22 protein-coding genes are annotated in these 19,833 nt (G+C 65.5%); 12 read left to right on the top strand and 10 right to left on the bottom strand.

Going from position 1 to position 19,833, the window contains the following annotated elements; translation table 11 throughout:
* The first annotated feature begins 34 nt into the window (after positions 1-34).
* Genes VE26_RS01045 through VE26_RS17985 form a run of 3 tightly spaced genes read left to right on the top strand, consistent with a single transcriptional unit; the run spans position 35 to position 1,924 of the window.
* Positions 35-1,099 (top strand): ATP phosphoribosyltransferase regulatory subunit, encoded by a 1,065-nt coding sequence (locus VE26_RS01045; RefSeq protein ID WP_052715577.1) that lies wholly within the window; start codon positions 35-37, stop codon positions 1,097-1,099.
* Positions 1,096-1,788, top strand: a complete 693-nt coding sequence (hisG, locus tag VE26_RS01050; protein ID WP_046103393.1) for an ATP phosphoribosyltransferase — start codon at positions 1,096-1,098, stop codon at positions 1,786-1,788. The genes VE26_RS01045 and hisG overlap by 4 nt, the downstream gene beginning before the upstream one ends.
* A complete protein-coding gene (locus tag VE26_RS17985; RefSeq protein WP_160297773.1) occupies positions 1,781-1,924 on the top strand; it encodes a hypothetical protein in 144 nt (47 codons plus the stop codon). Before hisG ends, VE26_RS17985 begins: the two co-directional genes overlap by 8 nt.
* Positions 1,925-1,982: 58 nt before the next feature.
* Here the strand turns inward: VE26_RS17985 and VE26_RS01055 are convergent, their stop codons facing one another.
* Together VE26_RS01055 and VE26_RS01060 are read right to left on the bottom strand one after the other, a co-directional pair.
* On the bottom strand, positions 1,983-2,375 hold the full coding sequence (locus VE26_RS01055; RefSeq protein ID WP_046103394.1) for a GtrA family protein: 393 nt from the start codon (positions 2,373-2,375) through the stop codon (positions 1,983-1,985).
* Complete coding sequence (locus VE26_RS01060; RefSeq protein ID WP_046103395.1) at positions 2,372-3,325, bottom strand: glycosyltransferase; 954 nt, start codon at positions 3,323-3,325, stop codon at positions 2,372-2,374. The genes VE26_RS01055 and VE26_RS01060 overlap by 4 nt, the downstream gene beginning before the upstream one ends.
* A 72-nt stretch (positions 3,326-3,397) precedes the next feature.
* On the opposite strand from VE26_RS01060, the gene VE26_RS01065 reads away from it, so the two are divergent.
* Entirely contained in the window at positions 3,398-4,147 is a 750-nt protein-coding gene (locus VE26_RS01065) for a TSUP family transporter (RefSeq protein WP_046103396.1), read from the top strand.
* Between the two features lie 15 nt (positions 4,148-4,162).
* Here VE26_RS01065 and VE26_RS01070 read toward each other — a convergent pair whose 3' ends face one another.
* The 3 genes from VE26_RS01070 to VE26_RS01080 form a co-directional block, all read right to left on the bottom strand.
* Positions 4,163-4,399, bottom strand: a complete 237-nt coding sequence (locus VE26_RS01070) for a BrnA antitoxin family protein (protein WP_046103397.1) — start codon at positions 4,397-4,399, stop codon at positions 4,163-4,165.
* Between the two features lie 142 nt (positions 4,400-4,541).
* The gene (gene groL, locus VE26_RS01075; RefSeq protein ID WP_046103398.1) at positions 4,542-6,182 is read right to left on the bottom strand and encodes a chaperonin GroEL; all 1,641 of its coding nucleotides are present in this window, start codon (positions 6,180-6,182) and stop codon (positions 4,542-4,544) included.
* Between the two features lie 57 nt (positions 6,183-6,239).
* Positions 6,240-6,530, bottom strand: coding sequence for a co-chaperone GroES (locus tag VE26_RS01080; RefSeq protein ID WP_046103399.1), 291 nt, complete (start codon positions 6,528-6,530; stop codon positions 6,240-6,242).
* A gap of 183 nt (positions 6,531-6,713) precedes the next feature.
* Here VE26_RS01080 and VE26_RS16925 point away from each other — a divergent pair, with 183 nt between their 5' ends.
* Complete coding sequence (locus VE26_RS16925) at positions 6,714-7,070, top strand: DUF427 domain-containing protein (RefSeq protein ID WP_052715578.1); 357 nt, start codon at positions 6,714-6,716, stop codon at positions 7,068-7,070.
* Between the two features lie 33 nt (positions 7,071-7,103).
* Here VE26_RS16925 and VE26_RS01090 read toward each other — a convergent pair whose 3' ends face one another.
* Positions 7,104-7,505 (bottom strand): DUF4260 domain-containing protein, encoded by a 402-nt coding sequence (locus VE26_RS01090; protein ID WP_046104874.1) that lies wholly within the window; start codon positions 7,503-7,505, stop codon positions 7,104-7,106.
* Between the two features lie 183 nt (positions 7,506-7,688).
* On the opposite strand from VE26_RS01090, the gene VE26_RS18450 reads away from it, so the two are divergent.
* Both VE26_RS18450 and VE26_RS01100 read left to right on the top strand, forming a co-directional pair.
* The gene (locus VE26_RS18450; RefSeq protein ID WP_046103400.1) at positions 7,689-7,883 is read left to right on the top strand and encodes a hypothetical protein; all 195 of its coding nucleotides are present in this window, start codon (positions 7,689-7,691) and stop codon (positions 7,881-7,883) included.
* A gap of 20 nt (positions 7,884-7,903) precedes the next feature.
* Positions 7,904-8,875, top strand: a complete 972-nt coding sequence (locus VE26_RS01100; RefSeq protein ID WP_425283846.1) for a DMT family transporter — start codon at positions 7,904-7,906, stop codon at positions 8,873-8,875.
* Here VE26_RS01100 and VE26_RS01105 read toward each other — a convergent pair.
* Together VE26_RS01105 and VE26_RS01110 are read right to left on the bottom strand one after the other, a co-directional pair.
* Positions 8,872-9,408, bottom strand: a complete 537-nt coding sequence (locus VE26_RS01105) for a dihydrofolate reductase family protein (protein ID WP_046103402.1) — start codon at positions 9,406-9,408, stop codon at positions 8,872-8,874. The genes VE26_RS01100 and VE26_RS01105 overlap by 4 nt on opposite strands.
* A gap of 64 nt (positions 9,409-9,472) precedes the next feature.
* Positions 9,473-10,873: a sigma-54-dependent transcriptional regulator gene (locus VE26_RS01110; RefSeq protein ID WP_244465600.1), complete on the bottom strand. Its 1,401-nt coding sequence runs from the start codon at positions 10,871-10,873 to the stop codon at positions 9,473-9,475.
* A gap of 306 nt (positions 10,874-11,179) precedes the next feature.
* On the opposite strand from VE26_RS01110, the gene VE26_RS01115 reads away from it, so the two are divergent.
* Positions 11,180-12,418 (top strand): EAL domain-containing protein, encoded by a 1,239-nt coding sequence (locus VE26_RS01115; protein ID WP_160297774.1) that lies wholly within the window; start codon positions 11,180-11,182, stop codon positions 12,416-12,418.
* 30 nt (positions 12,419-12,448) lie between these two features.
* Here VE26_RS01115 and VE26_RS16930 read toward each other — a convergent pair whose 3' ends face one another.
* Complete coding sequence (locus VE26_RS16930) at positions 12,449-14,896, bottom strand: methyl-accepting chemotaxis protein (RefSeq protein ID WP_052715580.1); 2,448 nt, start codon at positions 14,894-14,896, stop codon at positions 12,449-12,451.
* Between the two features lie 213 nt (positions 14,897-15,109).
* On the opposite strand from VE26_RS16930, the gene VE26_RS01125 reads away from it, so the two are divergent.
* Both VE26_RS01125 and VE26_RS01130 read left to right on the top strand, forming a co-directional pair.
* Entirely contained in the window at positions 15,110-15,976 is an 867-nt protein-coding gene (locus tag VE26_RS01125) for a TIGR01459 family HAD-type hydrolase (protein ID WP_046103404.1), read from the top strand.
* A 6-nt stretch (positions 15,977-15,982) separates the two neighbouring features.
* Positions 15,983-16,954, top strand: a complete 972-nt coding sequence (locus VE26_RS01130; RefSeq protein WP_046103405.1) for a bifunctional riboflavin kinase/FAD synthetase — start codon at positions 15,983-15,985, stop codon at positions 16,952-16,954.
* Between the two features lie 6 nt (positions 16,955-16,960).
* Here the strand turns inward: VE26_RS01130 and VE26_RS01135 are convergent, their stop codons facing one another.
* A complete protein-coding gene (locus VE26_RS01135) occupies positions 16,961-18,028 on the bottom strand; it encodes a helix-turn-helix transcriptional regulator (RefSeq protein WP_046103406.1) in 1,068 nt (355 codons plus the stop codon).
* A 184-nt stretch (positions 18,029-18,212) separates the two neighbouring features.
* Here VE26_RS01135 and VE26_RS17705 point away from each other — a divergent pair, with 184 nt between their 5' ends.
* On the top strand, positions 18,213-18,614 hold the full coding sequence (locus tag VE26_RS17705; protein WP_046103407.1) for a hypothetical protein: 402 nt from the start codon (positions 18,213-18,215) through the stop codon (positions 18,612-18,614).
* On the top strand, positions 18,604-19,794 hold the full coding sequence (locus VE26_RS01145; protein ID WP_046103408.1) for a glycosyltransferase: 1,191 nt from the start codon (positions 18,604-18,606) through the stop codon (positions 19,792-19,794). The genes VE26_RS17705 and VE26_RS01145 overlap by 11 nt, the downstream gene beginning before the upstream one ends.
* Positions 19,795-19,833: the final 39 nt, after the last annotated feature.

Below are 19,833 nucleotides of genomic sequence, written 5' to 3' on the forward strand. Positions count from 1 at the left end.
TCTCCTCCCAGGGAGAAGTGAAGAGGAGCGCCCCATGACCAATGCCGCCTATCGCCGCGCTCAGCTCGAAGCGCTGGTGGAAGCCCAGGGCGGGTGCCGCGCCACGCCGCCCCTGCTGCTCGCAGCCGATCCCTATTTCGACCTCGCCGGCGAGGAATTCGGCCGGCGTCTTTTGCTCACCAGCGACGTCACCGGGGCAGAATATTGCCTGCGCCCTGATTTCACCCTGCCCATCGTCACCGATTATATCGCCCAGGGCGCGGGCGAGCCGGCGGCGTTTTCCTATCTCGGGCCGATCTTTCGTCAGCGCGAAACCGGTCCCGCAGAATTCGACCAGGCGGGCATCGAGCTTCTGGCCCAGCCCGATGGCGATATCGCGCTCGATCAGGTGCTGACCTTTGCGCGTGCAGCCCTGTCCATCTACGGCATTGTCCCGCAGGTGCATCTGGGCGGTGTCGGTCTGTTCGAGGCGCTCCTGGCCCAGGCCGACATGCCCGATGCCTGGCGCAGCCGCATCCGCCACCGCTTCGGCCATCCCGAAGCCATGGACCGCCTCCTGAGCCGGCTCGAGCGGGCACCGGAGACCACCCGCAGCGAGCAGCCCGCACGCGATGACCTCGTCGAAGACGTCACGGCCCGCATGGTGTCCGCTGGTCTCAGCCTCTCGGATGGCCGCAGCCCCGCCGAAATTGCCGACCGCTTCCTCGAGCAGCAGGCGCTCGATGCCGCCCATGTGCCGGCAGCAACGCTCGCCCTGCTGCGCGACTATCTCTCTATTCGCGGAGACGCGCTCTCGGCACTCCGCCAGATCGAGGCCCTGGGCGAGCGTCACTGCCTGTTCCTGGGCGCGCCGATCCGCACCATTCGCCGCCATCTCGAAAGCCTCGGGGAAGCGCGGATCAGCTTTGATGCCAGCTTCTCGCCCCGGCTCGATTATTATACCGGCATCGTCTTCGAGATGCGCGGGCAGGGCGGCGCCATCCTCGCCTCGGGCGGCCAATATGACCGGCTGCTGGAACGGCTGGGGGCCAAGGCGCCCATTGCCGCCTCTGGCTGCGCCCTCTGGGTCGACCGGCTGCAAGCGGAGACCGACCAATGACGCTGACCCTGGCCGTGCCCTCCAAGGGGCGCCTTGAGGAACAGACCCGCGACTGGTTTGCCGACCGTGGCCTCACCATCACCCGCCCGGGCGGCGCGCGCTCCTATCTCGGTGCCATCGAAGGCCTGCCCGAGATCACCGTGCGCTTCTATCCCGCCTCCGAGATCGCCCGCGAACTCATTCGCGGCAATATCGAACTGGGCGTGACCGGGCGCGACCTGATCCATGAGACCAGCGAGGCGGGGCCGGCTTCTGTCGATTTCGCCCGCAATCTGGGCTTTGGCGGTGCCGATGTGGTGGTCGCCGTGCCCGATGCCTGGATCGACGTCACTCAGATGCACGATCTGGCCGACGTTGCATCCGACTTCCGCTCCCGCCATGGCCGCTGGATGCGCATCGCCACCAAATACATCACCATCACCCGCCAGCATTTCGCTCGCGCCGGTATCGCCGAATATCGCATCGTCGAAAGCCTTGGCGCCACCGAGGCCGCGCCGGCTTCGGGTGTCGCCGATATCGTGGTGGATATCACCTCCACCGGCTCGACCCTTGCCGCCAATGGCCTGCGGGTGCTGGAAGATGGCGTGATGCTGAGAAGCGAAGCCAATTTGATCGTGTCGCGCACCGCCGTCTGGTCCGATGACAGGATCGCCTTGCGTGATGCGCTTTTGGAGCGGCTGCATGAGTGAACTCGAGATCGCGCTGGTCGGCGTCGCCATCCTTGTGGGCGCCTGCGGCATCCTCTATGCCGGCCTGCGGGCTCCGGGCGAACAGGGTACACCCGCCGACACAGCTGGCCCGTCCGACCGGGCGGACACGCCCTAAAGGCCTCATGACGACCCTGATCGCCACGCGCCCGTCCTTGAGCGGGATGGTGTAAACGCTAAAGCTCGCGCCGGCGAAACACCAGCCGGTCTGCCGCGACAAGATTTGTCGCCATGCCCGCAAGGCTTCCTGCCGCCACCGCCAGCACGAGCACCATCGTTGTTTCCGCCAGCAAGGCCAGAACGATGCCGTAGGCAAGCCAGTTGACTGCGGCGCCGGGCAACATGGCGCCGAAATAGCGCAGCAATTCCAGGCCTTTCCCGGTCGTTCTCGGCCTGTCGGCAAAGGCGAGATTGCGATTGATCGCCCATGTCGTCAGCACCGCTGCCGCAAAGGAAACCAGCCGCCCCCAGACCGGTCCGAGCAGGGGCGCCGCGACCAGGAGCGTGCCTGCATCAACACCAAACCCGATTGCGCCGGCCAGGCCAAAGCGCAGCACGAGCCCGATCATGTCCTCTCCCCGGCCCGCGGCGCGGGGATTTCGAGATAGCGCAGGCGCTTGACCTCGCGACGGCCGGTGACGACGCTGTCGAGGATCATGGCCGTCGCACCCAGGATCAGTCCGGCCAGGATGCCCAGGCCCGAAAGGATCGCGGTGGGAAACCGGGCGACCTGCCCGGTTTCGAGATAGTCCAGCAAAACCGGGATCGCCAGCAGCGCCGACGCCACGGCAAAGATCAGGCCCAGCGTGAGGTAAACCTGGCGCGGCCGCTCGCGCGCAAACAGCCGCACGATCATCTGGGCGATCACGAACCCGTCGCGGATGGTGCTGAGCTTGCTGGACGAGCCCTCGACGCGGCTGCCGTAAAGCGTCGGGATCTCCCCATAGGGGGCGCGCAATTCGAGGGCATGGATGGTCAGCTCGGTTTCGATCTCGAAGCCCTTCGAGAGGGCCGGGAAGGATTTGACGAAGCGTCGCGACAGCACGCGATAGCCCGAGAGCATGTCGGTAAAGCCGCGCCCGAAGAAATTGGCGACCGTCCCGGTCAGCAGGCGATTGCCGAGCAGGTGGCCGCGCCTGAATTCGCCGCCTTCGCCGCTGCTCTGGCGCGTGCCCACCACCATGTCGAGCCCGCCATCGAGCAGCAGGTCCACCAGCGCCCGGCTCTGCCCGGCATCATAAGTGCCGTCCCCGTCCGCCATCACATAGACATCGGCGTCGACATCGGCAAACTGGCGCCGCACCACGTTTCCCTTGCCGCGCTGGGGCACATGCCGGACAATCGCGCCCGCCGCCTGCGCCGCCTCGGCCGTGCCGTCCGTGGAGGCATTGTCGAACACATGGATGCTGGCTTCCGGCAGGGCGGCGCGAAAATCGGCGATCACCTGCGCGATCACCGCAACCTCGTTGAAGCACGGAAGAATGACGGCTACATGGTTGCCCCTGTAAAGCTTTGTCACGCGGCATTTCTCCTGGACGTCAGCGATTCTTAGCCGAACACGACCAGTCACACCAGAACGGCGTCCCCTGCCATGCTCGATCCCCTCGTTCTCCTCGCCCTGATGGCGGTCGGCATGCTGGCCGGCTTCGTCGATGCCATTGCCGGCGGCGGTGGCATGATCACCGTGCCGGCTTTGCTCTCGGCCGGGCTGCCCCCCGTCGCGGCCCTAGCCACCAACAAGATGCAGTCCATGGTCGGCACCGGCATGGCGGTGCTGACCTATTGGCGACGCGGCTTCGTCGCGTTGCGGGACCTGATACCGGCCATCGCGCTGACCTTTGCCGGGTCGGCCCTTGGCGCCTTCACGGTCAGCCGGGTCGACGTTTCGCTGCTCAATGTCGCCGTGCCCATCGCGCTCATCGCCATCGCGCTCTATTTCCTGTTCGCGCCCCGGCTTTCGGACGCCGACAAGGCCGCACGGCTGCCGTTCCGGCTCTTCGTCCCCCTCATGGGCTTTGCCATCGGCTTTTATGACGGCATCTTCGGTCCGGGCACCGGCGCCTTCTTCACCGTTGGTTTCGTGGTCCTGTTCGGTCTGGGCGTCACCCGCGCCACCGGCAGCACCAAGGCGCTGAACTTCACGTCAAATCTGGCAGCCCTGGTGATCTTCATTCCAGGCGGCCACGTCGTCTGGCCGGTTGCCATCGTCATGGCCATCGGGCAGATCATCGGCGCCTATATCGGCGCCCGCACCGGCATCCGCTATGGCGTCAAGATCATCCGGCCGCTCGTGGTCGTCGTCTCGATCGCCATGGCGCTCAAGCTGTTGTTCTTCCCCTGAGCCGCAGGCCCGGCTCTATTCGCTTTCCAGTCCCGCCGCTGTCCGCAGGGCCGCGTTGATCCGGTCCTGCCAGCCCGGGCCGTCTTCCTGAAAATGCTCCAGCACCGCCCGGTCCAGCCGCAGCGATACCAGTTCCTTGCCCTCGGGCGGGCTGGCGGGCTTGGCCGGCGCTGCTGCGACCGGCTTGGTGGTCGCGCTCTTGAAGGCCGCCTCTGCCTGGTCATAGGCGCTGCCGCGTCGTGTCGTTCGCATTGGTTCCTCGCTGGTTGACCCGATCTGCTGACGGTCGAGCCAATCCTACAAAAAAAAGGCCCCGGTGTTGCCACCGGAGCCTTTCCACAAAGATCGTGACTGGGAAGAAACGACCCTTGAAGCCTAGTCAGCTGGGCGTGGATTAGAAATCCATGCCGCCCATGCCGCCCATGCCGCCGCCGCCCGGCATTGCCGGAGCTTCGGCCTTGGGGGCCTCGACGATGGTAGCCTCGGTGGTGATCAGCAGCGATGCAACCGAAGCGGCGTCTTCCAGGGCGGTGCGAACCACCTTGACCGGATCGATCACACCGGTGGCGACCAGGTCGCCATATTCACCCGTGGCGGCATTGTAGCCGAACGAGGGAGCCGGGTTCTCGAGGATCTTGTCGACAACGACCGAGCCTTCGGCGCCGGCATTGTTGGCAATGGTGCGGACCGGGGACTGCAGGGCGCGACGCACGATCGCGATACCGGCTTCCTGGTCGGCATTGGCGCCCTTGGCCTTGATATTGGCCGAAGCGCGGAGCAGGGCAACGCCACCGCCCGGAACGATGCCTTCTTCGACGGCAGCGCGGGTTGCGTTGAGCGCGTCATCGACGCGGTCCTTGCGTTCCTTGACTTCCACTTCGGTGGAGCCGCCGACGCGGATCACGGCAACGCCACCGGCCAGCTTGGCCAGACGTTCCTGCAGCTTTTCGCGGTCGTAGTCCGAGGTGGTCTCCTCGATCTGGGCCTTGATCTGGCCGACGCGGGCCTGGATCTCGTCCGCCGTGCCGGCACCGTCGACGATCGTGGTGTTTTCCTTGGTGATTTCAACGCGCTTGGCAGTGCCGAGCATGTCGAGGGTCACGTTCTCGAGCTTGATGCCGAGATCTTCGGAGATCACCTGGCCGCCGGTGAGGACGGCGATGTCTTCGAGCATGGCCTTTCGGCGATCACCGAAGCCCGGAGCCTTGACGGCAGCGACCTTGAGGCCGGCGCGCAGGCGGTTGACGACCAGGGTCGGCAGGGCTTCGCCATCGACGTCTTCGGCGATGATCAGCAGCGGGCGCTGCGACTGAACGACAGCTTCAAGGATCGGCAGGATGGCCTGCAGGTTCGAGAGCTTCTTTTCGTGCAGCAGGATATAGGGGTCTTCGAGCGTTGCCGTCATCTTTTCGGCATTGGTCACGAAGTAGGGCGAGAGGTACCCGCGGTCGAACTGCATGCCTTCGACGACGTCGAGTTCGGTCTCGGCGGTCTTGGCTTCCTCGACGGTGATCACACCCTCGTTGCCGACCTTCTGCATGGCTTCGGCGATCATTTCACCGATGGCGGTCTCGCCATTGGCCGAAATGGTGCCGACCTGCGAGACTTCCGACGACGAGGTGATCTTCTTGGCCGAGCCCTTGAGGCTCTCGATCACGTCGGCAACGGCCAGGTCGATACCGCGCTTGAGGTCCATCGGGTTGAAGCCGGCGGCGACGGCCTTGACGCCTTCGACGACAATGGCCTGACCGAGAACGGTCGCGGTGGTGGTGCCGTCACCGGCAACGTCGTTGGTCTTGGAGGCGACCGAACGCAGCAGCTGTGCGCCCAGGTTCTCGAACTTGTCTTCCAGTTCGATTTCCTTGGCAACCGACACGCCGTCCTTGGTGATGCGCGGAGCGCCGAACGACTTTTCGATAACGACGTTGCGACCCTTGGGGCCGAGGGTGACCTTCACCGCATTGGCGAGGATATTGACGCCGCGCAGCATCTTTTCGCGGGCATCGGTCGAGAACTTGACTTCCTTGGCGGCCATTTATGGCTCCTTGAATTGTCTATCTGGTTGAGGGGACGACGAAGGTGCGGAAGCCGATCAGGCCTCGATCACGCCCATGATGTCGCTTTCCTTCATGATGATCAGGTCTTCGCCGTTCAGCTTGACCTCGGTGCCGCTCCACTTGCCGAAGAGCACGCGATCGCCGGCCTTGACGTCCAGCGCATTGATCTTGCCGTTTTCGTCGCGGGCGCCGGGGCCCACGGAAACGATCACACCCTCGGAGGGCTTTTCCTTGGCGGTGTCGGGGATGATGATCCCGCCCTTGGTCTTTTCTTCACTGTCGACGCGACGGACGACCACGCGGTCATGCAGGGGACGAAAGCCCATGATTGCTCCTCTTGGCATCATTTCTAATGCAGAAATCAGGACCTGTTAGCACTCCCGATTGGTGAGTGCCAAAGGCTGTGCGGATATAGGGAGCGGGCCTGCGAAGAGTCAAGGCGCGTGAACCGAAGTTTTTTCTCATGCGTTAGGTTGGGAACAAAAGCACCAGAAGGACGAGGTATCGGTATGGATCGCAGGGAACTTGAGGCACGCATCGTCAAAGTGGACGGCCGGGTCCACATCTATTTCGACGACGCCGAAATCGCCAGCTCCATTCGCGCTCTGAGCATGGAGCGACAGGGGCATCCGCCCATGGTCTTCGTGCCGCTCGAAGACGTGCATCCGCAAATTCTCGAGGCCTCGGACACGACCCGAACCGATGACGGGCCGGGTGCGGCTCATTTCTACACCATCAAGACCCTCACCGCCGATGGCGTCGACGAGGCCTGGTATTACCCCTATGCCGAAGGCGTTTTCGAGCCCATCCGCGATCTGCTGACCTTTGGCGGCGACCGCATCAGGATCGATGTGAGCCAGGTTTGAGCGTCAGGCCCGGCTCGCTCAGATTGTCGCGCGTCAGGGGATGCGGCGGCGTGCCAGTTCACCGAGATGGGTGTCCTTGAACCCGCTGGCATATTTGAGCCCGTAGCCCAGTGCGCGGTCGAGCCCGATATGGGCGAGATGGATCAGCGCCAGATGCTGGAGAAGCTGGTTTTCCAGCAGCACGCCTGCCAGACCCAGTGCGACCGGCACGATATAGCTATGCGCTGCGTTGTAGATCGCCGCGCCCACCCTGTTGCCGCCGGCATAGCCGAGAAACGACAGGTCGGGGGCAAAGATCAGGAGCGCAAAGATCCACCAGACGCCGCCTGTCATCAAGTAGAGGAGTGTGGCCGCGATGAACAGAGCCAGGCCTTCGGCCCGCAGCAGCGAGCGGACGGACCCTGTCGCGGCTTTGATCTCGATTTTGGTCTGCATGTCTCGTCTCGGCTTTGGATGGCGCCAATGTAGCGCGCCCTCGCGCCATTCAGAATTGGCGATATTCGGCGGTTCGATATTCATTTTCGTATGGAAGGCGGTCGCGTTGCCCTCCATAGGCATAGACCGGCAAATGCATTCACCCTCTTCCCCCGTCCTCAAGACTAAGCCATAAGGCATCCCATGAGCGAACAATCCTCCCTTCAGATCAAGCTGCGTCGCAAAGGCGGCGTCGGTCCCAACACCAACTGGCACTGGGAAGTGCAGGACGCCGCCGGTGCCGTCCTCAAGTCCGGAAGCGCCGTGGGCGAAGAGCACAAGGCTTTCGCCACCGCCCGCATCGCCAAGGAAAAGCTGGAAGCGGCGTCCGGCGAGTAAGCGCCGGTCCGGATAGGATCATAGTGACTAAGCCTGCCGCCGAGATCGACGCCAAGCTGCCGTCGAGCAGGACCGGGGGCCCGCTGCGGGGTATTGCCCTCAAGGTCGCCTCGGTCTGCTGCTTTGTGGTCATGGCCACGATGCTCAAGGCGACGCTCACCATCCCCTCGGGACAGATGGTGTTCTTTCGCTCCTTCTTTGCGCTGCTCCCGGTTCTCGCCTGGCTCGCCTTCAAGGGCAGCCTGGCGACCGCTTTCGCCACCAGGCGTCCGGTGGGCCATATCATTCGCGGCCTCGTTGGTGTCGCCTCGATGAGCCTGGGCTTTTTTGCCCTCACCCGGCTGCCGCTGCCCGAGGCCACGGCCATCGGCTATGCCTCCCCGCTCATCATCGTCATTCTCTCCGCGCTGCTTCTGCGCGAGCGGGTCTACATCTTCCGCTGGACCACGGTGATCGTTGGCCTTGTGGGTGTCGTCATTATTCTCTGGCCCCGCCTCACCGTGTTCTCCGGCGATGCGGCCAGCCTTGACGGCAGCACGATCGGCGCTTTGGCCGCTTTGGCCGCCGCCTGCCTTTCCGCCTTCGCCATGCTGCAGGTGCGCACCCTCGTCCAGACTGAGCGCACCGAGGCCATCGTCACCTATTTCTTCATCAGCGCGTCGGTGCTGAGCCTCCTCACGCTGCCCTTCGGCTGGGTCTGGCCCACCCCAGAGCAGGCGGCGCTCCTGATCGGCGCGGGTTTCTTCGGCGGCATCGGGCAGCTGTTGCTGACCTCGTGCTATCGCTATGCCGACATGTCGGTCATCGCGCCGTTCGAATATGTCTCGCTGCTGCTCACCATCGTCATCGGCTTCGTCATCTTCGCCGACGTCCCGACGCTCGCCATGCTCATGGGCAGCGTCATCATCGTGGGCTCGGGCATCGCCGTCATCCTGCGCGAGCGCTGGCTCGGTCTCGAGCGCACCCGCGCCAAGGAAGCCAATACGCCCTAGCGTTTAACCCGATAGGTGGACTGCACCAGTCCAGAGGGAAAGGTTTTCGTCTCGAAATGGTCAAGTTGGACATCTTCGGCGAGCGGGCCGAATAAGGAAATGCCCTCACCGATAAGGACTGGAAGGCGGCTGATGACCAGATCGTCGATCAGTCCCGCCTTGAGGAACGACTGGATCACAGTGCCGCCGTCGACATAAACACGCTGCCAGCCGCGCTTCGCGAACAAGCCCATCGCTTCCTGCGGCGTGGCATTGATGACTTCGACCTTGCTGGCAATGTCTGGGGCAATCTGGTTCTGCGTCAATGATCGACTAAGGACCACCACTGGCTTGTCGTATAACCATGGCCGCATAGTCTTGACGGCATCATAGGTGCCGCGACCCATCACCACGCCATCGACGCGATCCATATGCGCGGTAAATCCGTGATCCTCGCCGGGGGTTGGATAGTCGGTCAGCCAGGCAATGTCGTTATTGCTGCGCGCTATGAAACCGTCGAGGCTGGTGCCGATAAAGACGTGGCCGGTGGTCATCGAAATCTCCGCTCATGAACGGGGCCAGACCTGAACCGGATTGATGACACTCTCTGGCAGCAGCCTAGCCCGTCGCCGCCATGTCGGCCCAGTTCTGCCGTTTGCGATAGATGGTGGAGGGGCTGATTTCGAGCGCCGCAGCGGCCAGCGAGATATTGCCCCCGAATACGGCGATGGCATCCTCGATGATGCGCTGTTCCTGCTGCCACATCGGCAGCACGGTGCGCCGCGTTTCAGCGCGTGGCGCCTCGACGGCAACGGGCGCGAGGGGTTGCGATTCGATATCGGCGGCACTCAGCATCGGCGCGGAAATCTCCCCGCCATCGAACATCACCACCATGCGGCGGATCAGGTTCTGCAACTGCCGCACATTGCCTGGCCAGTCCGCGGCGGTCAGCAATTGCGCTGCCTCGGCGCTGAAGCCGGTAAAGCTCTTGTGCTCCTCGCGGGCATAGCGGGCCAGGAAATGGCGCGACAGCACCAGGATGTCGCTGGGCCGCTGGCGCAGCGGCGGCAGGTGAATGGGCAGGACGTGCAGGCGATAGAACAGGTCCTCGCGGAATTTCCGCTCGGCGATCAGCTGCATCGGGTTGCGATTGGTGGCGCAGATCACCCGCACATCCACCTTGCGCGCCGCCGTCTCGCCGACGCGGCTCAGCATGCCGGTCTGAAGGAACCGCAGAAGCTTCGATTGCAGCGACAGGTCCATTTCCCCGATTTCGTCGAGGAACAGCGTGCCCCCATCGGCGAGCTCCGCCGCACCCTTGCGGTCGTCATGTGCGCCGGTAAAGGCCCCGCGCACCACGCCGAACAATTCGCTTTCCATCAGGTCGCGCGGAATGGCGGCGCAGTTGATGGCGACGAACCTCTTGTTCTGGCGCGGACCCTTCTCGTGCAGCGCCTCGGCACACACATCCTTGCCGGTGCCGCTTTCCCCGGTAATGAAGACCGGTGCCGACGAGGTCGAGACGCGCCCGATCTGTTCATAGAGAAACTGCATGGCGCTCGATGCGCCCACGAAGCCGGCAAAATCGGCCATGACCGGCTCGGGACCGGTTTCGACGCCCAGCGAGCGCGGACGGCCATGGCGTTGCGCCAGCTCGCCGATCCGCCCGGCCAGTGCCGCGCCGCTGACCGGCTTGGCCAGATAATCATGAGCGCCCGCGCGCATCGCGCCCAGGGCAGCACTCACCGAGCCGCTATCGGCAATGGCCAGCACCAGCGCGCCCTCGGCCAGCCGCACCAGCCGCCCCATGGCGTCCTCGATGCTGGGCGCCAGGTCGGCCAGGCTGCCCAGGTCGGCGATGATGATGTCATAACGTCCGTTGCGCAGCCGTTCTGCGGCCATGCGGCCGGTTTCGGCAAGGCACACCTGGGGGGTGACGAGCAGGGCCTCGCTCAGCGCCGAGCCCAGGGCCGCGGCGCAGGTGCTGTCATTGTCGATCAGCAGGAGTTGGCCACTCAAGGCGTTTTCGCCTCCGCTCGTCATGGTCATGCCGCGTTTGCCCCGGTCGTGCCCGCATCCGGGCCGTTCTTGTCGTTACCCGAGTGTTGTCGATTAGGGTAAATATTCCGTTCGCGCCGCGTCGCCCGATTGTGCTGCCGGGGCATGTTTCCCGTCTCGGATCGGGACAACCATCCGGGCAGGGCGTTCCAATTTGGCCGGGGAGAGTGTCGCCACGGCGCTTTTTCGGCCCCTGACAGGATGCTAAGACAAAGTGCCGAATCCCCCGGCGCCATGGAAGGGGTTGCAGGTCCGCCAGTGCAGGCAGTGGTTTATTCATTCATCGGGCTCTCCGCCGTCGCGATCGGCGCCCTGGCCTATTTTGCGCTGACCTTCACGCCGGCCAATGCGGCCCTGGCGGCCATTGTCTTCGCCTTTGTCTGTGTGATGATCATGGAGCGGCGCCTGCGTATCCGCGCCGAAAACCGCCTGGAGCGGGCCATCGAGGATCTTTCGCGTCTGCTCGCGACCGATGCCCAGGCCGGTGCGGTGCTCGGCCAGCGCATCAACGCCATTGCCGATACCAATCCCGGCCAGCGCCTCGAGACGGTCGAGGCCGATATTTCGGTGCTGGGTACGGTGATCCGCCAGGTGGCCGAGGCCGTCGCCGAAATCGAGGACAAGGTGGCCAAGGATCGCAAGGCGCCCAGCTGGTCCGACGCCCCCGGAAGAACCATTGTCGCCCCGATGCCGAAGCGGGCCCCGCAGCACGCGCGCGAGCCCGTCATTCCGCTCGAAACGCTGCGCCAGGCGCTCACCGACGATCGGCTGGTGTGCCATATCCAGCCCATCCTCAAGCTCCCCCAGCGCCGGGTGGCGGGATATGATCTAGTGCCCCGTCTCGTGCTCGGGGATGGCGATCTGGCCGATCCGCCCGATTTCATGCCCCGTCGCGGCGGCTACGACGCGCTGCGCCACATCGAAGGGTCGGCGCTGATCGAGGCGATAGCGGTTGCTCGCCGCGCCCGCACGGGCGGCGCCCAGGTGGCGCTGCATGTGCCGCTGTCCCGCGCCACGCTGGGCGATGGCAATGCGTCCGAGCAGGTTCTCGTCACCCTGGACGCCAATCGCGCCATACTCGAAGGCCTCACCTTCCTCGTCGAGGAAACTGAGTGGCAGTCCATGACCAATCATGAGCGGGCTCTGGTCGAGCAGATCGCGCGCAAGGGCGCGGGCTTCTCGCTGGCCGGCACCACCTCGCTGCGCGTCGATGTCGCCGAAATGGCGGCCATGGGCATGCGCTCGCTCCGCGTCGAGGCGGCGGCATTGATCGAGACGCCGGACGCCTTTACCGACTTCCACCTCTCCGACATTGGCAATTACCTGAACCGCTACGAAATGACGCTGATCGCCACCGGCATTTCCAGCGAACGGCAGATCGTCGAGCTGCTCGACAATGGCATCGTACTGGTCCAGGGCGATCACCTGGCCGCGCCGGGACAAATCCGGCAGGATCTGTCGCTCGACGCCGGCCGCACCGTCAGCCCGCAATTGCGCCGGGTCTAGCCTCAGCCTTTCCCGGCGCCCGTTGGCGCGTCAGCGCCGGCCCATGCCCGCAACCTTGCGCGCCAGCGATCCGAACAATCCGCGCGCCCCGGTTTCCTCGGTCTCGCGCGGGCCCGCTTGCGCATCGGCCAGCGTGAAGGTGCCGATGACCCTGTCCAGTTCGCCCGCCTGCGCCTCGGTCTGCTCGATGGCGGCATTGGTTTCCTCGACCAGGGCCGCATTGTGCTGGGTCATCTCGTCGAGCTGGCGCACGGCGACATTGACCTCCTCGATGGAAGAGGCCTGCTCGCGGCTGGCCCGAGCCATGCTCTCGAGCAGGGCGGCATTGGCGCCGATGCCCTGCTGAACCGTCGTGAGCTTTTCGGCCGCATCGGCGACCAGGCGCGAGCCGCCGCTGACTTCGTTCGCGCTCTGCTCGATCAGCGCCTTGACGTCGGCCGAGGCGCTGGCCGCGCTCTGGGCGAGGCGGCGCACTTCCACCGCCACCACGGCAAAGCCCTTGCCGGCATCGCCCGCCCGCGCCGCCTCCACCGACGCATTGAGCGCCAGGAGGTTGGTCTGGAAGGCGATATCGTCGATCAGCCCGATAATGTTGGAGATCTTGCCCGAGGACGCGGTAATCCGCTCCATGGCGGCATTGGCCTGCATCATCACCGTGCCGCTGGCCTCGGCCTCGGCAGACATGGCGCGCGCCTTGGCGCTGGCATCGGCGGCGTGATCGGCGTTCTCCGCCACGATGGTGCGCAGCTGCTCCATGGCGGCCGAGGTCTCCTCGATGGTCGCCGCCTGGCGTGTCGTGCGTTCGGACAGATCGTTGGCGCCGGCCAGGATTTCGCCGGTTGCCGTCTTCAGCGCGCCCGAGGTCTGGCGCAGCCGGCTGACAATGGCTCCCAATTGCTCGGCCACGCCATTGGTGTCGGTCTTGAGCCGGTCGAAGGCGCCCTTGTATTCCCCGGTGACGCGCAGGCTGAGATCGGCCTGGGCGAGGGCGGCGAGCACCGCGCCGGTCTCCCCGATGCCGCGCTCGACATTGGCGAGCAGGCCATTGACGTTCTCGGCCAGGCGCCGCAATTCGGGATCGGAAAGATCCGTCGCCGCGCGATGGGAAAAGTCGCCGTCGATGGCGGCCCCGACTACCCGGTCGATGTCGCGTTGCAGCGCTTCGACCATCTGCACCTGCGCCGCGCGCTCGGCGTTCATGCTGTCCTCGGCCTCGCGCAGTTCGGCGATGCGCATGCCGTTCTGGCGGAAGACCTCGACGGCGTCGGCCATCTCGCCCAGTTCGTCCACACGCCCCAGGCCCGGCACTTCGGTATCGAGATTGTTGGCGGCGATATTGCCCATGGCGCGGGTCAACCGGTCCACCGGGCGCGTTATGGTCCGGGCGATCAGCACGCTGGCCAGCGTCGCCAGGGCCAGCAGCAACACGCCGATGACCACCATCGTATTGCGCAGCGCTGCCGAGGGCGCCAGGATTTCGTCGGCCTGCTCCAGCGCCACCACGGCCCAGTCAGAGCCGCCGAAGGACAGCGGATTTGCGGCCGCGATATAGCCGGTGCCGTTGAAGCTGATCGGGCCCAGAGCCGTGCCGCCCTCGAGCGCCTCGGACACGACCGGACCGGTCAGCTGCACACTGAGTGCGTCGTCCAGTTCTGTCCTGGGAGAATCGTTGCGCACGAGCCCGTCCTGGCCCACGAGATAAACTTCGCCGCTTTCGCCCAGGCCCTTCGTGCGCGCCAGCAGCTCGCTGATCCGGCCGATGGGCATCTGATAGGCAAGGACGCCCGACAGCATGCCCTGGTTGATGACCGGGGCCGCGATGAAGCTGGCGGCTGCGCCATTGCTCGGGCCGTAGGGGGCGAAATCGCTGAGAAACACCTGGCCGGCTTCCGCCGTCATGGCGGCGCGCACCACCCGGCCCAGGTCGCTGTCAGCCCAGGCGCCGGTACCCTCGGCGAAGCGCGTGCCGAAATCGGCTTCCTTGAGCACCGAATAGACGTTGTTGCCGTCGGTATCGAACAGGAAGACGTCCGAATAGCCCCGCGTTTCCAGCAAGGCCCGGAATTCGGAATGATGGGCCCGGTGGTTGAGATCATAGACCAGCAGGGTATTGGAGCTTTCCAGCAGCTGGCGCTCGCCCGACGGATGGGGATTGTTGGTGACGTAGGCTTCCTGCAGCAGCTCGGCGGGTTCGCCCTGCGCGGTCAGCGACCGATAGGCGCCGGCAAACGCCATCAGCGCCCCCGACACATCCTTGCGCCCGGCAAACAGGGTCAGGTCTTCCGAAACTTCGCCCAGATAGGCTGCGAGCGCCGCATTGGCATTGTCCGAGCCGGCGGCGAGCCGGGCCTCGGCCTGCTCCGTCACGACGGCGTCGGAGCTGATATAGGCGGCGATCCCCAGGCTGACGCCGGTGAGCACGGCTATGCCGATCACCATGGCCGGCAGCTTGAGCGCGAGTTTGATTTGCTTGGACATCTCGAGGAACCCCACTTTGGCGGCATCAAGCCTTGAACAGGCCCGTCCGCGCGTCCTCCTCGCGCGGTCATGGCAGGGCGTCACCATAGAAAATCAGGGGTTAAGGAAGTTCTGCCGGGTCATTGCGGGGCGCCGCCAAAACGCTTTTTGCTTGATCCTGCGCCGCAAACTGCCACATAGGCATGTGTCCTCGCCCATCGCCGAAAGCTTGCCATGACCTCGCCCCTGCCCACCATTTCCGGTCTGTCCGACCTCTCGGGACGCTACGATGCGGTGCTGAGCGATGTCTGGGGCGTCATTCATAACGGTGTGTCGGCATTCCCCGAGGCGGTCGAGGCGCTGCGCAGCTTCCGCCAGCATGGGGGCAGGGTGGTGCTGATCACCAATGCCCCGCGTCCGTCCGGACCAATCGTCGCCATGCTCGACCGGCTGGGCGTGCCGCGCGACGCCTATGACGCCATCGTCTCCTCGGGCGACGCCACCCGGGCCATGATCGCGCGCTACAGCGGACGCGCCATCCATCATGTCGGCCCGGCCACCGAGGACGATGCGCTCTATGACGGGCTCGATGTGCGCAGGACCGGTGCCGAGGATGCCGAGGTCGTGGTCGTCACCGATCTCGATACCGATGACGACACGCCCGAAATGTACCGCGAGCGCGCCCGCTTCTGGCTCTCGCGCAAATTGCCCATGATCTGCGCCAATCCCGACCGTGTGGTCGAACATGGCGACCAGATCATCTATTGCGGCGGCGCTCTGGGCGATCTCTACGCGGCCATGGGCGGCATGGTCCACATGGCCGGCAAGCCATACCAGCCGATCTACGAGGAAGCCTATCGCCTGGCCGAGGAGGCCGCCGGCAAGGGGCTCGGCAAGTCCCGCGTGCTGGCCATCGGCGACAGCGTGCGCACCGATGCCACCGGCGCTGCCCAGTTCGGCATCGATCTCCTGTTCATCACCGGCTCGATCCACGCCGCCGAACTCGACGCCTTCGGCAAGCCCGATCCGCAGGCCATTGCCGACCTCATCGCGCCCAGCCGCGCCCGTACCGCCGGCTATCTGCCGCGCCTGGCCTGGTAACGGCAATTGCAGTTCACGCGTCTTTCCAGCCTTGCCGCCCTGCCGGACCACCTGCGGGGCGCCTATGTCGCCATCGGCAATTTCGACGGCCTGCATCGGGGGCACCAGACCATTGTCGCGGCGCTCCTGCAGCGGGCGCGGGCAGCCGATGTTCCTGCCGTCATGCTCACCTTCGAGCCCCATCCGCGCGATGTCTTCGCGCCGGCCCCGTTCATGTTCCGGCTCACCCAGGGCGATGCCAAGGCGCGCCTGGCGGAGGCACTGGGCCTTCACGGTATCGTCATCCTGCCTTTCGACCATGCCTTTTCGCAGACCGAGGCCGAGGATTTCGTCGAGACCATTCTGGTCCGGCAGATGGCCGTCAAAGGCGTCATCACCGGTGCCGATTTCCATTTCGGCCGGCAGCGCCGGGGAACGCCGCTCTTCCTGCGCGGTGAGGGCGAACGGCTGGGCTTCGCGGTGGAAACCCTCGACCTGATGGACGAGGGCGACGAACCGATTTCGTCCTCGCGCATTCGCGCCGCGCTCTCCGAGGGCGCCGTCACCGCCGCCAACCGGCTACTGGGCTATCACTGGTTCTTCGAAGGCTGCGTGGTCAAGGGCGACCAGCGCGGCCGCGACCTCGGCTATCCCACCGCCAATACGATGACGCCCACCGGCTTCCAGCTCGCCCAGGGCGTCTACGCCGTCCGCGCCCGCCTGGGCACAAGGCTGCTCGATGGCGTCGCCGCCTATGGCAAGCCCATGTTCGACAATCAGCGCCCGCCCTTCGAAACCCATCTGTTCGATTTCGACGAGGACATCTACGGCCAGAGCCTCGAGGTGGCGCTCGTCGGCCACATCCGCGGCCAGGAGGTCTTTTCCGGCCTGGACGAGCTGATCACCGCCATGGACCGCGACAGCCGGAAGGCCCGCACCCTGCTTGCCGAGGCAGAGCCGCTCAGCGACCTCGACGCAAAGCTTGGGTTTTTCGGCTGACCCGGCTCAGCTGCCGCCCATGAGCAGGCGCACGAGGTCGGTCTGCCGGCGCACGCCGGTCTTGTCGAATATGCTCGACAACTGCGCCCGCGCCGTCGCATCGGTCACGCCCCGCCGCTCGGCCGCGATCTTGCGGCTGCCTGCTTCCACCACGGCCTGCGCCAGCTCCGCCTCCGCCTGCGTCAGGCCATAGCTGCGCTGCAGGTCCGCGAGCCGCTGGCGCATCTTCTGGTGCGGGTCGGTCATGATCACGATCGCCGCCGGCCGCTGTGGCGCGGGAAAGATCAGGCTGCCGGCGAAAGGTGCGCATTGCACGATCAGCGGTCCGATTCCGATCTGCGCCTTGGCGCCGGCCCGGTCCGGCTCGGAAAGGCATTGCGCCACCAGCCGGCTCAGCGCCCCGTCGCTGTCGGCATCGGGCCCGCGTAGCCTGCCCTCGCGCAGCCGCAACTGCCCGGCCTGCAGCATGGCCTCGGCAATGGCGTTCATTTCCAGCACGCGCCCATGCCGGTCCAGCAGCAGCCCGCCATTGCCGGACAGGTTCAGCACCGAAAGCGTCGATGTCTGGGCCGAGCGCAATTGCTCGAGCAGCAGATGCATCTCCACCGCCCGCTGCACCTGCGGGATGAGAGCGCCGAGCCGGGCCATCTGCTCCTGGCTGGGCACATCGGTCAGGTTGACCGTCATGATCCCCCACCAGCCATCGGAGGCGGCGAGCGAAAAGCCGAACATCTGGGTGAAATGCTGCGGCGCGCACCACAGATTGTAGAAATCGGAATGTTGCAGGGCCGCGAATTCGGGCAGGGCATGGGCCGGCACCACGCGCCCCAGGCTCCGCTGCATCATCGATTGCATGAAGGCATTCTGCTGGTGATAGGTCTGCATGTAGACCCCCACATAGCCCGGATCGGTGCGCGGCGCGAAAATGCGCGGCACCTCCCATTGCGATCCACCCCCGAAGGTCGCCTCTTCTGCGCCCAGCAGATCGGCAAGCCGCATCAGCAGGCGCGGCCATTCGGCCGGGTCTGTCAGCACGCCATGCAGATGATCCCGCAATTCGAGCGAAAGTTCCATTCTGCCAGTCTGGCCCGCCCTCGCGCCTGGGGCATCGGACATCTGTTCGATGCGCCCCTGATGATGCGGCTCCTAAGGTGGCCGCGTCAACGGTCCTCGCGGCATGCCGGGTCCCGCCTCAGGGGCGGGCCGCTCCGGCTGCAAGACGGAATGGACCTTCCAGGGAAAACAGAGGAATGCTGCCATGACCATGTTTCGGTCCAGGCGGCGCGGTCGCCTTGCCGCGCTGTCACTGATCCTGCTCGCCGGAATTGCCCAGACGCCCGCCCGGGCTTTCGACAGGGTGGCCGAGGGAGTGAGCTACACACTCCATTGCTTCGGCCTCCTGCTGTCCGATCCGGACCAGCATGTCGAAGAATGCAATCCGGTCTTTCCGCCGCAACGGCTCGATTCCATCGTGGAAATGCGCGGCGGGCCGCCCCTGCCTCTCATGCCACCGCCGGCGCCGCCGCCGGTGGTGACGCCCCCCGTGGCCCCCCCTCCGGTCGTGACCCCTCCTGTGGTCGATCCGCCGCCACCGCCCGATTGCGACATCCAGCAGACCAATTGCGGCCCGGTCTGCGGCTATCCCGACAATGCCACCTGACCCCGTGCGCGTCCTTCTTGCCTGGGAAGGGGGCGCCGGTCGCGGCCACATCGTGACGCTCAAGACCATCGCCGAAGCGCTCGGCGATGGCTTCGTCTTCGACGCGGCGCTCTGCCGGATGGATTATGCCGGCGAGATCGCCCCGCTTTGCGAACGTGTCTTCCCCAGTGCCTATCTGGGCTTCGATGATCGGCGCCGCCGGGCCTCGGGCAATCCGGGCACGGCCAGCTGGGCCGATTTCCTGGGCGACCTTGGCTTTGCCTCCCCGCAACGGCTGATCGGCCAGATCGAGTGGTGGCTGGCCGCGCTCAAGGCCCGCCAGAGCCGGCTGATGGTGGGCGATTTCTCGCCCATTGCCATGCTTGCCGCGCGCATTGCCGGCATTCCCATGGCTGCCGTGGGCACCGGCTATTCCACCCCGCCGCCGGGCATGGAGCGCTTCCCCACGCTCCTGCCCGAGCATGCCAGGCGCATCTATGACGAGACCGAGCTGGTCGCGGCGGTCAACGCCGCCCTGGCCCATTTCGGCCGGGAGCCCATCGCGGTTTTCTCCGATATTTATGCCGGGGTGACGTTGATGCCCCGCACCATTGCCGCGCTTGACCCCTATGCCCCTTGGCGTTGCCAGCCGGTGCTGCCCCCGCTCAACGAAAAACTGCCGCGCCGGCGCGAACGCGGCGATGAAGTCTTCGTCTATTTCTCCACCCGCGAGCGCGACGATCCTGTCTTGATGGATGTCCTGGCGGGCCTCGACCTGCCCACGCGCCTTTTCATGCCCAATATCGACCCGGACCTTGCCGCCCGCCTGCAATCGTCCGGCATCATGCTGGAAACGCGCCCGGTTCCGGTCGAGCAGATCGCGTCGCGCAGCCGCATCATGGTGCATGCCGGCCAGCATGGCAGCCTCTGCATGGCCCTGGGCATGGGCCTGCCGCAGGTCGCTTTCCCCCAGCATCTCGAGCACCTCTATCATGCAAGAAGGGCGCAGGAGCTGGGTACGGTGAGCCTTTTCGAGCGCCACGAGCGCGACGGCGAGGCCATTCGCCAGGCTGTGCACGCGGCCTATAAGGACACGACGCGCGCCGACCGGGCCTATGCACTTTCAGGCGCGCTGGCGTCCGAGCTTTTCGGCGATATCTCTGCGCTGGTGCGGGCGCGCCTGCTGCCGCTGCTGGACTGACGGGTCAAATCACCCTTTGCCCCAAACGCCTGCCCTTGC

This window comes from Devosia chinhatensis, assembly GCF_000969445.1.
GTDB classification, from domain to species: domain Bacteria; phylum Pseudomonadota; class Alphaproteobacteria; order Rhizobiales; family Devosiaceae; genus Devosia; species Devosia chinhatensis.